The organism is Dysgonomonas gadei ATCC BAA-286 (assembly GCF_000213555.1).
GTDB classification, from domain to species: Bacteria; Bacteroidota; Bacteroidia; order Bacteroidales; family Dysgonomonadaceae; genus Dysgonomonas; species Dysgonomonas gadei.
In genome coordinates this window covers 217,282-231,546 of sequence record NZ_GL891981.1, presented here as the reverse complement: position 1 = coordinate 231,546, position 14,265 = coordinate 217,282, and the positions used below count along the sequence as shown (strand labels likewise).

Sequence of the window (14,265 nt, the reverse complement as noted above, 5' to 3'; positions counted from 1 at the left end):
ATCTAACAATATCAATAAAATAAATAATTATGAACGTGAATATAAGTGAGACTAAAGGTTTTTACAAGCTGTCGTGGCTGCAACGAATAGGTTTCGGTAGCGGAGATTTTGCACAGAATCTGGTATTCCAGACGGTGATGCAATATGTTTCCATTTTTTATACCACTGTTGTCGGATTACGTCCGGAAACCGTGGCGGTAATGGTGTTTATACCGCCTGTCATAAATATATTCGGGTCTATGGCGTTGGGCGCATTTGTAGATAAGCATAACCCCAAATGGGGAAAGTACCGTTCTTATCTGATTATTGGCGGCGTTCCGCTCATGGCATTTGCCGTCCTCTGTTTTTGGAACGGTTTTCCCGGATCGACAGTGTATGCTTTTGTCACTTATATAGGGCTATGCCTGCTCTACACGGTGGTCAGTCTGCCTTACGGAGCACTGTTCGCTTCGCTTACCCGTGACGGGGATGAAATGACCAAGCTTACCTCTACCCGCATGGTGCTTGCCAACCTGGGCGGATTTACTGTGGCTTTCGGTATCCCGACAATCGTGCAATCGCTCTCTCCTACCCGGACATACAATACCTCGGGCGATGCCCATGCATGGTTTATCACCATGACTATACTGGCCTTAATCGGTTTGGCTTTATTGATTTTCTGTTTCACCCAAAGCAAAGAACGTATAGTAATGGAAGCCGATAAAACGTCGGAAGTAAAAATCTCCGATCTATGGATGGAATTTATCAGGAACAGCCAGTTGCGCATTGTGGCTTTATTTGTTTTTACGGCTTTTGCCTTGATGTCAATCTACAATGCGGCAGGGGCTTATTACATGACATACAATGTACAGGCTTCTAATTACACGGGTTGGTTCCAGGGAATAGGCTTTCTACCGGCATTCATCTTTATGCCGTTGGTCCCTGCCATTAAAAAGGCGATTGGTAAAAAACAAATGTTTTATGTATTTCTGTCTGTCGCTGTTCTCGGAATGGCTTTGCTCTATGTTGTATCGATAGTTCCCGCGCTTCGCTCGCAAATCTGGATCATAATGGTGGCGCAATTTATTAAATCCACAGGCATCATTGTCGCTACAGGTTATATGTGGGCGCTGGTTCCCGAAGTAATCACTTACGGAGAATATACTACAGGCCGGCGTATTTCGGGTACGGTAAATGCTATTATCGGAATTGTTTTTCAACTGGGGATGGCTATCGGCCTCTTTATTCCCAATATATTACTGGGATTCGTCGGTTTTGACAAAGATAACGCCGTATCGCAATCTGCTCTTGCTCAACAGGGCATTTTATGGTTGGTTGCCGTAATACCTGCGATGCTGCTCATTCTGGCGATGTTTATTATTTCAAGATATAAACTGGAAGACAACGTGATTGACAAAATAAATATGGAAATTGAAGAAAAGCATTTAAATAAGAAATAAATAAAATATCGTTTAAATAAAAACAAAAGAAATCATGAAAGTACTGACACCCGTTCTCTCTCTTTGCATTGCGTTCGCTATTGTAAGCTGTTCGCCACACAGGAAAGAGAATAAAGTAAAAGAACCTTCACTAAAAGAAGCCCTTAAAGACAAACTTTTGATCGGCGCCGCCCTGAATATAAATCAGATATGGGGAACAGACACTGCTGCCGTAAAGCTGGTAGAAGAACAGTTCAATTCCATCGTTGCCGAAAACTGTATGAAGAGTATGTTCTTACAACCGAAAGAAGGTGAATTCAACTTTAAGGATGCCGATAAATTTGTAGAATTCGGCGAGCAAAATAATATGTTTATCATTGGGCATACACTGATATGGCATTCACAGGCTCCAGCTTGGTTCTTTACCGATGATAAAGGAAAAGACGTTTCGAAAGAAGTACTGACTGAACGGATGAAAAATCATATAACAACTGTTGTCGGCCGCTACAAAGGACATATTAAAGGCTGGGACGTGGTAAATGAAGCCATCCTCGATGACGGCTCGTGGCGCGACAGCAAATTCTATAAAATCATAGGTGAGGATTTTATACCTCTCGCTTTCGAATTTGCCCATGCTGCTGACCCCGATGCGGAGCTTTACTACAACGATTACAACGAGTGGCAGGCAGGAAAGCGTGATGCGATTGTAAAACTCGTAAATTCGCTGAAAGAAAAAGGACTTCGCATAGACGGTGTGGGGATGCAGGGACATATAGGCATGGATTATCCAAATCTGGAAGAATATAAAACAGCCTTAGACGCCTATTCTGCTACCGGCGTAAAAGTTCATATCACCGAACTGGATATGAGCGCACTGCCTTCACCATGGGGAAACACGGGAGCTAATATCTCGGATACAATTGCATATCACAGGGAAATGAATCCTTATACAACAAATTTACCGGATTCTGTTTCTGCAGTCTGGACTGAGCGGATGGGTGATTACTTCAAACTGTTTTTAGATAATAGTGATAAGATTGCGCGTATTACCCTATGGGGTGTTACAGACAATGATTCGTGGAAAAACGATTTTCCGATACGCGGACGCACCGATTATCCGTTATTATTCGACCGCCAATACAAGGCAAAGGCTGTGGTTAAGGAAATCATAGATATGGCAGATGGGGCAAATTTACCAAACAATTAATTATTAAATACTTAAACATTAAATCATTAAATTTCAGTAAAATGAAAAAAGCAAAATACTTATTTCCGCAGGACTATATGGCAGACCCGTCTGCACACGTATTCGATGGTAAAATCTATATATACCCATCCCATGACTGGGAAAGTGGTATTCCCGAAAATGATAATGGCGACCACTTCAATATGAAAGATTACCATGTATTCTCTCTCGATGATGTGGACGGGCCTATAACAGATCATGGCGTGGTATTGGCAGCAGAAAATATACCGTGGTCGGGACGTCAGTTGTGGGACAGCGATGTCGCATTTAAAGACAGTAAATACTATCTGTACTTTTCACTGAAAGACCAGAATGATATTTTCCGTCTGGGAGTAGCCATCAGCGACAAACCTTACGGGCCTTTCATCCCTCAGGAAAACCCGATCAAAGGAAGTTACAGTATCGATCCCTGCGTATTTGATGAGAACGGGGAATATTACATCTACTTCGGCGGCATCTGGGGAGGGCAGCTTCAACGATACCGTAACAATAAGGCGTTGGAATCTGCTGCTTTCCCGGCAGATAACGAACCGGCTCTTTGCGGGAAGGTCGCACGATTGAGAGATGATATGCTGGAGTTTGCGGAAGAACCCCGCGATGTGGTTATTCTGGACGAAAACGGGCAGCCAATAACACAAGGAGACACAGACCGCCGCTTCTTCGAGGCATCATGGATGCATAAGTACAATGGGAAGTATTATTTCTCATATTCCACAGGTGACACTCATCTCCTTTGCTATGCCATAGGTGATAATCCTTACGGGCCGTTCACTTACAAAGGGGTAATCCTTACTCCCGTGATCGGGTGGACTACTCACCATAGTATTGTGGAATATAAGGGTAAATGGTATCTTTTCCATCACGATTCCGCGCCGTCGGGCGGCAGGACATGGCTCCGCAGTATGAAAGTCGTAGAACTGGAGTATAATCCGGACGGGACTATTAAAACTATTGAAGGACTGGATAGATAATTTATCTATAGAGTATGGCTAATAACTTTTAGTCGTTAGTCAGCTCTTTAATATTTTGTATTTAAAATTTAAGAAATCAATCTTTTAAAGATTGATTAGAAAAAGTAACAGATGAAAAATTACAAATAAGTGTAACCTTTGTTACCTTTTTGAAAGTTGTAGGGGCAATCCCTTGTGATTGCGCGGTATTGGAAAAGGCGGATACCTACAAGAAGCACCCCTACGAAAGATAGCAAAAAGCGTTACTTGTGTTACTTTTTAACTAAACACGGTCATCACTATAAAAACAAAAATTGAGTTACAAAATATGAATCGAACGAAATTCACACTTTTAGTTTTTAGTCTTTCATTTATAATTATCCTGTCACCTTTGTTACTTTTTGCAGAGGATGGCAGTCAATTGTGGTTACGCTATCAAAGCGCAATTCACTACAAGGCAAAAGTCACATCGAAAGAAAAAAGTCCGGCAATAACTATTGCTATAAGGGAATTGGAAAATTCCTGGCAGGGGCAGCCTATTGAATTTAATCTGGATAAAAAACAGAAACATCTGAAAGATGGCTATCAGATAAAAGGTAACAATGACAAAATAACCATCACTGCACAAAAAGATGTCGGGCTGTTATACAGTGCTTACCATTTGCTTCGTCTGCAACTCACGGAAACAGACAGGACAAATCTGAATCTAGAGGAAATACCTGCTTATGATGTGCGCATTCTCAACCACTGGGATAACTTGAATCGTACCATAGAACGCGGCTATGCAGGGTATTCACTATGGAAGTGGGACGAACTGCCCAATACGCTGTCGCCACGATACGACGCTTATGCACGGGCGAATGCTTCGATAGGTATTAACGCCACTGTCTTAAATAACGTGAATGCTACGCCGGAAATACTGACGGGTGCTTATCTGGCAAAAGTAAAAGCATTAGCCGATGTATTCCGTCCTTACGGGGTAAAAGTGTACCTCGCTGTAAATTTCTCTTCTCCAAAAGAACTCGGCGGTTTATCTGATTCCGATCCGCTCAATCCGGAAGTAAGTAAATGGTGGAGTAGTAAAGTGAAAGAAATTTACAGCCTTATACCTGACTTTGGCGGTTTCCTCGTCAAAGCCAATTCCGAAGGGCTTCCCGGCCCTCAGGATTACGGCCGCACACACGCCGACGGAGCGAACATGCTGGCTGACGCCCTGAAGCCTTATGGCGGTATTGTCATGTGGCGGGCGTTCGTCTACAATCCCAGCAATGAAGATAGAGCAAAACAGGCATATTCGGAGTTTACACCACTGGACGGACAATTCCGGGATAATGTAATAATACAGATCAAAAACGGGCCTGTCGATTTTCAGCCACGCGAACCGTTCAGTCCTCTGTTCGGAGCATTACGCGACACACAGGAAATGGTTGAGTTCCAGATAACACAGGAGTACCTCGGATTCTCCAATCATCTGGTATATCTTTCGCCAATGTTTAAAGAAACGCTCGACAGCGATACCTATTCAGATGGGGAAGGCTCTACCATTGCAAAGATAACAGACGGAACATTGCGTCCGAATAAGGTCACAGCAATATCTGCCGTAGCAAATATAGGAGAAGATACAAACTGGTGCGGACATCATTTTGCTCAGGCCAACTGGTATGCTTTCGGCCGTCTGGCATGGAATCACCAATTGACATCAGAGCAGATAGCAGACGAATGGATAAAAATGACTTTCTCAGACAATAAAGACTTTGTGAATCCGGTGAAAGACATGATGCTGTCATCACGGGAAACTGCCGTTGACTATATGATGCCCCTCGGCCTGCATCACATATTTGCATTCGGCCACCACTATGGGCCCGAACCATGGGGAGATGTACCCGGTGCCCGCCCCGACTGGATGCCTTGGTATTATCATAATGCAGATAGTACAGGACTAGGTTTTGACCGTACAACAAGCGGAAGCAATGCCGTATCACAATACTTCCCGCCATTGAATAATATCTATAATGATATTGCGCTTTGCCCTGAAAATCTCCTGCTATGGTTCCATCATGTGCCATGGGATTACAGGATGAAAGACGGGAAAACGCTGTGGGATGAGCTTTGTTATAAATACGATTCGGGTGTACAGCAGGTAAGAGCTTATCAGAAGCTATGGGACAGGATGGAGCCATTTGTTGACGAACAGCGTTTCAGGGAAGTACAATCGAAGCTGAGAATACAGGCACGGGATGCTGTATGGTGGAAAGATGCCTGCCTGCTTTATTTCCAGACTTTCTCTAAACGACCGGTACCTTACGATATTGAACGGCCGGTACACGAACTGGAAGACCTGAAGAAGATTAAACTGGATATGAAACATCATAATTAGTTCAGTTAACAGTCAGCAGTTAGCAGTTAGCAGTTAACAGTAGTAAACTAAAATCTTGAAATTCAAATTATATGGAAAAAACATGGAGGTGGTTCGGAAAAAAAGATAAGATAACCCTATCTATGCTCAGACAGATAGGAGTTGAAGGTATCGTAACTGCTCTGCACGATATACCCAATGGAGAGGTATGGCCATTGGAAGCAATAAACGATCTGAAGAATTACATTAAGGATGCAGGCCTCCGCTGGTCGGTAGTGGAAAGCCTGCCTGTAAGCGAAGCCATAAAGTACGGAGGAAGTGAATCCGACCAATTGATAGCCAACTATATAGAAAGTCTGGCTAATCTGGGAGAAGCAGGTGTAAATACGGTATGCTACAATTTCATGCCCGTTATCGACTGGATACGCACCGATCTTCAATACCCATGGGCGGACGGTACTTCTTCACTGTATTTCGATAAAATACGCTTTGCTTACTTCGACTGTTTCATCCTTAACCGGGAGGGAGCTGTAAAAGACTATTCTGCCGAAGAGATGGAGAAAGTATATGCATTGGATAAGACAATCACCAAAGCAGAAAAGGAACAATTGATAGATACCATAATTGTAAAGACACAAGGTTTCATTAACGGGAATATCAAAGAAGGAGACAGAGATCCTGTCGCAATATTTAAAAACCTGCTATCGCTTTATAAAGACATAGACAGGAATGCATTGAGAGAAAACCTGAAGTATTTCCTTTCGCAGTTGATGCCCGTTTGCGAAGAGTACAATATAAACATGTGCATTCATCCTGACGACCCTCCTTTCCAAATGTTGGGGCTCCCCCGTATTGTAACAAATATGGAGGATATTGAATGGATTCTCGATGCAGTAGACAATCCTTACAACGGACTCACATTCTGTGCGGGTTCGCTTAGTGCTGGTATACATAACAATGTTCCTGAGTTAGCCCGCAGGTTTGCATCACGGACACGTTTTATCCATCTGCGCAGCACGGATGTTTTCCAGAACGGAGACTTTATAGAAGCCCCGCATCTTGAAGGCCGTGGACATTTGATAGAACTAGTGCGTATCTTCGAAAAAGAAAATCCCGCCCTGCCTATGCGTGTAGATCACGGAAGACTGATGCTCGGTGACAGAGATAAAGGCTACAATCCCGGCTATTCATTTTATGGACGCATGTACGCCTTTGCCCAGATGGACGGAGTGATAGCTACAGTACAGGATGAGATAGAGAAAAGTATAGACAACGATAATAAATATATGCTGGAATATGAACGAACTTTTTAGTGTTAAAGGTAAAATAACAATCGTAACGGGCGGATATGGCGTACTGGGTTCAAGTATTGCAAAATACATGGCTTCGCAAGGAGCTGTCATAATCATTTTAGGCCGCTCGGAAGAAAAAGGGAATGCCTTGGCTGACGAAATAAAAGCCGCCGGAGGTGAGGCTGTATTTTTAGCTTCGGATGTGCTAGACCTTACCATACTCGAAAGAAGCAAGGAAAATATTTTATCCCTGTATGGAAGAATCGACATTCTGATAAACGTTGCCGGAGGAAATATACCCGGTGCTACCCTGACCCCCGAACAACCTTTCTTCGATATGAAAATAGCCGACTGGGAGAAGGTTACCAACCTGAATCTAAATGGGACAGTTTACCCCTCTTATGTATTCGGGGAAGCCATGGCCGAACAGAAAAGCGGGAATATTATCAACATCACATCAATGGCAGCCTATTCTGCCATCACACGTGTACCGGGCTACTCTGTGGCAAAAACAGGCATCAGTAATTTCACACAGTGGCTTGCAACAGAGATGGCTCTGAAATATGGAGATAAGGTGAGAGTCAATGCTATTGCTCCGGGCTTTTTCATTGGAAATCAAAACCGTGCAGTACTTATCAATCCCGATGGCTCACTGACCGAAAGAAGCGAAAAAGTATTGGCGAAGACCCCGATGAAACGCTTTGGAGATATAACGGAACTGAACGGGGCTGTACAATTTCTGTGCAGTGACGCCGCCAGTTTCATGACCGGAGCTATATTGCCTGTAGACGGGGGATTCAGCGCTTTCAGCGGGGTGTAAACAGTTTTATATAATAAGAAGTATGTTTTGGCAATTGTCTCTTTTTGCAGAGAATAACTATTTGAGGGATAAAATATCAGTTATATAGAAAAAGATATTGTTATAAATGGAAAAAATTCCTACATTTGCTCTATTGATAATATGCGAAATTTAAAATCTAAAACATACTGATAATATGAAATTTGTTGTTTCCAGCACTGCTTTATTAAGTCACTTGCAAGCGATAAGCAAGGTGATCAACTCAAAAAACACGTTGCCTATTCTCGATTGTTTCTTGTTGGAACTGGAAGGTTCTACACTTACACTTACTGCAGCCGATGCCGAAACCCGTCTGGTTACTTCCCTCGAAGTAAACGAAGCCGATGGTAACGGAAAGTTTGCCGTAAATGCGAAGAACCTGTTGGACCCGTTGAAAGAACTACCTGAACAACCGCTTACATTTGAGATAAATAATGACAATCTGGAAACATTCATTTTCTTCCACAACGGTAAGTACAATTTTATCGGACAAAGCGGGGATGATTATCCGCAACCAAAAGAACTGAAAGAAACTGCCGTTAGCCTGACTATCGAGCCGCAGGTACTGTTTGCAGGAATCAACCGCACATTGTTTGCCAGCGCAGACGATGAACTTCGTCCTGTGATGAACGGTGTGTTCTTCGATATCACCCCTGAAGACCTGACCTTCGTAGCATCGGACGGTCACAAACTGGTTCGCTGCAAAACATTATCGGCAAAAGGAGCCGAAAGAGCATCTTTCATCCTGCCGAAGAAACCAGCCAACTTACTGAAGGCTATCCTGCCGAAAGAAGCTGAGACAGTAGAGATTAAATTCGACGAGAATAATGCATATATAAAGATGTCGAGCTATACAATGACTTGCCGCTTTATAGAAGGACGCTACCCGAACTATAACTCTGTTATTCCGCAGAACAATACAAACAAGGTTATACTCGACCGGCAGACTTTCCTGAATGCTCTGAAACGCGTATCAGTATTCTCTAATCAGGCAAGTAATCTTATCAAACTTCAGCTGACTGACAGAAATATTGTAGTAACAGCTCAGGACATCGACTTCTCCACAGCTGCCGAAGAGACTATCGCTTGCGAGTATACAGGTTCTCCTATGAACATCGGGTTCAAATCGAGTTTCCTGATCGAGATACTGAACAACATCCCATCTACAGATATTTCGCTCGAATTGTCTGACCCTTCACGTGCAGGACTAATCATCCCTACCGAGAATGAGGAGAATGAAGACCTGCTAATGTTGCTCATGCCAATGATGCTAAACGACTAAAGACAGAATTTTAAATACAAAACATATAGACTTTATCATTCTTCTGATTCTAAAAAATGAGGAATGATAAAGTTTTTTCTTGAAAGCTTATGGAACTAAACCTCAAAAACCCGCTTGTATTCTTCGACCTCGAAACCACAGGTACCGATACAGTAAAAGACCGGATAGTGGAGATATCGTATCTGAAAGTCTACCCTAACGGAAAGCAGGAAGTAAAAACCAAAAGGCTCAACCCAGAGATGCCTATACCTCCGGGAGCAACGGCTGTACACGGCATATCGGATGAGGACGTAAAAGACTGCCCTACATTCAAGCAGATAGCAAAATCCCTGGCCGACCAGATGGAGGGTTGCGATCTGGCAGGTTTCAACTCGAGCCGTTTCGATATTCCGCTTTTAGCAGAAGAGTTCTTACGCGCCGGAGTGGATATCGACTTCAGCAAGCGGAAAATGATAGATGTGCAAATTATCTTCCATAAGAAAGAACAACGTACCCTTGAAGCTGCTTACAAGTTCTATTGTGACAAGGAGCTTACCGACGCACACTCGGCAGAAGCCGATACATTAGCCACATTCGAAGTACTGAAAGCCCAATTGGACAAATATCCGGACTTGGTGAACGATATGGAAAAACTGGCCGAGGAGTTTTCATTCTTCAACAATAATGTTGACCTGGCAGGACGCATCATTAAAGACGAAAACGGGATAGAAGTCTTTAACTTCGGCAAGCATAAAGGGAAACCTGTGGCTGAAGTATTGAAGAAAGAACCGAGTTTCTATGCATGGATGATGGACGCAGACTTCCCTCTAAATACCAAACAGGTGCTGACCAAAATAAAGCTGAGAGAGATGCAGCGGTAAACTCTGCGAAGATGGAAAGCTATGGAATGGGGTAAGAATATCATCGATTCGTTGAAATGGTCGGATACCATTATCAATAGAGAAGGGAAAGAAAAGGTTGCGAAAGAAATCGCAGCTAAAATGAAAGACGGACAAATAATCGGGGTTGGCTCAGGCTCCACCGTTTATCTGGCTTTGATTGCCATTACCGAAAGAATCGAGAAAGAAAACCTGCATATACAAGTCATCCCTTCTTCATTGGAGATATTGATGACCTGTATCCAGTTAAGAATCCCTCAAACTACACTTTTAGACAAAAAACCCGACTGGACTTTCGACGGAGCAGATGAAGTAGACCCGCAACGAAGCCTCATAAAAGGACGAGGCGGAGCCATGTTTAAAGAAAAGCTGCTGATCCGCAACAGTACCGAAACTTATATCATTGTAGACGAATCTAAATTTGTCGCACAGTTAGGCTCCAAATTCCCGGTTCCTGTCGAAGTATTTCCAACTTCGCTTTTATATGCAGAAAAAGAACTTATAGCATTAGGCGCCCGCGATGTATCACTAAGGATGGCAAAAGGAAAAGACGGGCCTGTTATTACAGAAAACGGAAACTTTATCCTCGATGCATGGTTCGACTCAATAAAGAACTCTTTTGAACGTGACATTAAGTCAATAACGGGAGTTATCGAAAGCGGATTGTTCATAGGGTATGATGTGGAGATAATGAGTATATAGCCTTGAAAAAAGGCCTGAATAAAACTACTATGAAAATATTTTCGCTACATTGCGCCTGATATACCGGAATAACATACTCATATAAAAATGAAAGACTCTATTCATTTAAAATATCTGATAGTAAATGAAACTGACCTACTATGGGGGCTGACTGTAAACTCGGTAGGCTACCAGAGTATAGAGTCTAATATGAGCTACCCACCGGGTAATCACCCTACCAGATACTTATTTTCTACAGATAGAGGACGCATTTTGGATGAATATCAGCTTTTATATATTACCAAGGGAAAAGGCTCTTATATATCCAATACATCAGGGAAGAAAGAAACACATCCGATAAACGAAGGCCATATGTTTCTGCTGTTTCCGGGCGAATGGCACAATTATATGCCTGACAAACAAACAGGATGGGACGAATACTGGATAGGCTTTAAAGGGATTAATATCGATAGCCGTGTAAACAATGGTTTCTTCAATAAAGAAAAACCAATATATAATGTGGGACTCAATAATGAAGTTGTCCAACTATATAAACAAGCGATACAAATTGCTATTGAGCAAAAATCGGGATTCCAACAAATGCTTGCCGGAATTGTGAACCATCTGCTCGGGCTGGCATATTCTTTAGATAAGAACTACATTTTTGAAAATTCCGAATCGGTCAATCAGATCAATAAAGCCAAAATCATTATCCTTGAAAATTTCAAAGACATAAGACCTCAGGATATAGCCGACCAATTAAATATGAGCTATTCCAATTTCCGAAAAATCTTTAAGGAATATACAGGCTTTGCCCCCTCGCAATACATCCAGGAACTAAAAATACAGAAGTCGAAAGAATTGCTTACGAACACAATGATTCCTGTAAAAGAGATTGCCTATATGATGGGCTTCGAGAATCAGGAATATTTCTTTACTGCATTCAAAAAGAAAAATAACACGACACCTATCGAGTACCGGAAATTTACGCAAGGCCCACGTAATTCATAAATTAGACTCTATCAAGTTCTGTCATTTTGTATAATAAGTATGTCATTTTCTTAACTTATAAAAGAATACGGAAAAGTTAACTTTGCGAATATCCATCATCTATATCTTAGCCCAATATTGGCTGGATAATTAACTAATAATCTATATTATGCGAATAATACACTGTTTTATATTAACAATCTTGTTCTTATTAAGCGATAACTTTTTAGCCCAGCAACTACCGCTTCCATTTCAGGATTACCGCGATATAAAAGCCCGGCCGACAAGCCTAACCAGAAAATACCTTACCCCTACCCGTATAGTATGGACTTCGGACAGTGGTAATGGCAAATATGTAATAAATGCCCAGTCTATCCTAAAACAAGGAACGGGACAAGCCGACCTGAATGCAGGAACTTATCTTAAGCTAATCGGAGATAATACGAATAAAGGAGGTATTATCCTCGATTTCGGGAAAGAGATACAAGGAGGTCTGGAAATAATAACTTCCATAAATAATAAGAATCCGGTAGGGAAAGTGCGTATCCGCTTCGGTGAATCGGTTGCCGAAACAATGAGCGATATCGGAGGCGAAGGCGGGGCAACAAACGACCATGCCATGCGTGATTTTATAATAACTCTACCCTGGCTCGGACGACTCACTGTAGGCAATTCGGGTTTCCGCTTTGTCCGCATAGATGTTGTAGATACGGATACGGAAGTGGAAATAAAGGAGATAAGCGCATCCTTTGAATACAGGGATATCCTCTATCTGGGTTCTTTCCGTTGTAACGACGAATACCTGAACAAGATATGGCTTACAGGAGCCTACACTGTACATCTCAATATGCAAGACTACCTGTGGGATGCAATAAAACGCGACAGGTTGGTATGGGTGGGTGACCTTCATCCCGAAGTAATGACAATTAACTCTGTTTTCGGATATAACGATGTTGTGCCTAAAAGCCTCGATCTGGCAAGGGATATCACACCTCTGCCTGCATGGATGAATGGTATCAGTTCGTATTCTATGTGGTGGATCATAATCCATCGCGACTGGTATCTGTATCAGGGTGATCTGGAATATCTTAAAGAGCAACAGGAATATATGTCCCGATTACTTAAACTATTAAGTGAAAAGATAGACGAAAACGGAAAAGAGATACTGGACGGCAATCGTTTTCTCGATTGGCCATCGAGCGAAAATACCGAGGCTATCCATGCCGGCCTGCAATCTATGATGGTAATGACATTCGAAGCAGGTGAAGAATTGAGTAGAATACTGAATGACAAGGACAGTGAAACTCTCTGCCAATCAACTTTGAAGAAACTAAGAAAACATGTGCCTGATATAACCTCGTCCAAACAGGCTGCCTCTCTATTAGCCCTATCCGGGCTTATTGCACCAAAGAAAGCGAATGATGAAGTATTAGCACAAAACGGAGTGCATGGGATGTCTACCTTCTATGGCTACTATATGCTGGATGCGCGCGCAAAAGCAGGCGATTATAAAGGTGCGATAGATAACATACGTGAATATTGGGGTGCTATGATCGACCTTGGAGCAACCACCTTCTGGGAAGATTTCGATATCAATTGGATGAAAAATGCAGCACGGATTGACGAGGTTGTACCCGAAGGAAAAGTAGATGTTCACGCCTCTTATGGAGGATATTGCTATAAAGGATATCGCCATAGTTTTTGTCATGGCTGGGCTTCGGGTCCTACTACATGGCTTAGCAGGCATGTACTGGGAGTAAAACCTTTAGAGGCAGGGTGCAAAAAGGTACGGATAACCCCTAATCTGGGAGATTTGGACTGGGTAGAAGGCACTTCCCCTACTCCATACGGGATTATCGAGATAAAACATACAAAACAAGCCGATGGAAAAATAAAATCGGAAATCAAGGCTCCTGAAGGAGTAGTTGTGGTGAAGTAAAACAAATCCTGCTATACAAAATAGTTCAATTATATTAGGCGTTTTTCGTGACTCGGCATAACCAAAATAAATTTTATTTCTGCCCTCGCTACTTAAAACGTTCCGCTTCATCAAGCACATCATTATTCTTAACAACAACTTTATTTTTAACTTATATCTACTGGGCTTGTATTCCTTTTAGGCTATCCAAAAAGGGATATAGACTATTTGTGTTTACACATAGCATAAAAGGATAGTGCATTTAATCTAAATATATAATTAATTACTATTTATAAAATCACTGAAAAAGAACTGTTTACAACATGTTTATAACCTGTTGATAAAGTATTATAAGTCAAACATTATCAATTCAATATACATGTTGAAAACTTATGAACAGGGCTGTTAAAAACTTT

The 14,265-nt window shown here is 42.1% G+C and carries 11 protein-coding genes; all 11 read left to right on the top strand.

Annotated elements, in window-relative coordinates:
* Positions 1 to 29: 29 nt before the first annotated feature.
* The 11 genes from HMPREF9455_RS07625 (at position 30) to HMPREF9455_RS07575 (ending at position 13,870) form a co-directional block, all read left to right on the top strand.
* Positions 30 to 1,439: an MFS transporter gene (locus HMPREF9455_RS07625; RefSeq protein ID WP_006799063.1), complete on the top strand. Its 1,410-nt coding sequence runs from the start codon at positions 30 to 32 to the stop codon at positions 1,437 to 1,439.
* Between the two features lie 34 nt (positions 1,440 to 1,473).
* The gene (locus HMPREF9455_RS07620) at positions 1,474 to 2,625 is read left to right on the top strand and encodes an endo-1,4-beta-xylanase (RefSeq protein WP_006799062.1); all 1,152 of its coding nucleotides are present in this window, start codon (positions 1,474 to 1,476) and stop codon (positions 2,623 to 2,625) included.
* 41 nt (positions 2,626 to 2,666) lie between these two features.
* Positions 2,667 to 3,635, top strand: coding sequence for a glycoside hydrolase family 43 protein (locus tag HMPREF9455_RS07615; protein WP_006799061.1), 969 nt, complete (start codon positions 2,667 to 2,669; stop codon positions 3,633 to 3,635).
* Positions 3,636 to 3,942: 307 nt separating this feature from the next.
* Entirely contained in the window at positions 3,943 to 5,991 is a 2,049-nt protein-coding gene (locus HMPREF9455_RS07610; RefSeq protein WP_006799060.1) for an alpha-glucuronidase, read from the top strand.
* Positions 5,992 to 6,062: 71 nt separating this feature from the next.
* Positions 6,063 to 7,283 carry a mannonate dehydratase gene (uxuA, locus tag HMPREF9455_RS07605; RefSeq protein ID WP_006799059.1) on the top strand — a complete coding sequence of 407 codons (1,221 nt, stop codon included), beginning with the start codon at positions 6,063 to 6,065 and terminating at the stop codon, positions 7,281 to 7,283.
* Positions 7,267 to 8,082 (top strand): SDR family oxidoreductase, encoded by an 816-nt coding sequence (locus tag HMPREF9455_RS07600; RefSeq protein WP_006799058.1) that lies wholly within the window; start codon positions 7,267 to 7,269, stop codon positions 8,080 to 8,082. Before uxuA ends, HMPREF9455_RS07600 begins: the two co-directional genes overlap by 17 nt.
* A 175-nt stretch (positions 8,083 to 8,257) precedes the next feature.
* Positions 8,258 to 9,382, top strand: a complete 1,125-nt coding sequence (gene dnaN / locus HMPREF9455_RS07595) for a DNA polymerase III subunit beta (protein WP_006799057.1) — start codon at positions 8,258 to 8,260, stop codon at positions 9,380 to 9,382.
* A gap of 89 nt (positions 9,383 to 9,471) precedes the next feature.
* The gene (locus HMPREF9455_RS07590) at positions 9,472 to 10,242 is read left to right on the top strand and encodes a 3'-5' exonuclease (protein ID WP_006799056.1); all 771 of its coding nucleotides are present in this window, start codon (positions 9,472 to 9,474) and stop codon (positions 10,240 to 10,242) included.
* 21 nt (positions 10,243 to 10,263) lie between these two features.
* On the top strand, positions 10,264 to 10,962 hold the full coding sequence (gene rpiA / locus HMPREF9455_RS07585; RefSeq protein WP_006799055.1) for a ribose 5-phosphate isomerase A: 699 nt from the start codon (positions 10,264 to 10,266) through the stop codon (positions 10,960 to 10,962).
* 87 nt (positions 10,963 to 11,049) lie between these two features.
* Positions 11,050 to 11,952, top strand: coding sequence for an AraC family transcriptional regulator (locus HMPREF9455_RS07580; protein ID WP_006799054.1), 903 nt, complete (start codon positions 11,050 to 11,052; stop codon positions 11,950 to 11,952).
* A gap of 148 nt (positions 11,953 to 12,100) precedes the next feature.
* Positions 12,101 to 13,870, top strand: a complete 1,770-nt coding sequence (locus HMPREF9455_RS07575; RefSeq protein ID WP_006799053.1) for an alpha-L-rhamnosidase-related protein — start codon at positions 12,101 to 12,103, stop codon at positions 13,868 to 13,870.
* The last annotated feature ends 395 nt before the right edge of the window (positions 13,871 to 14,265 follow it).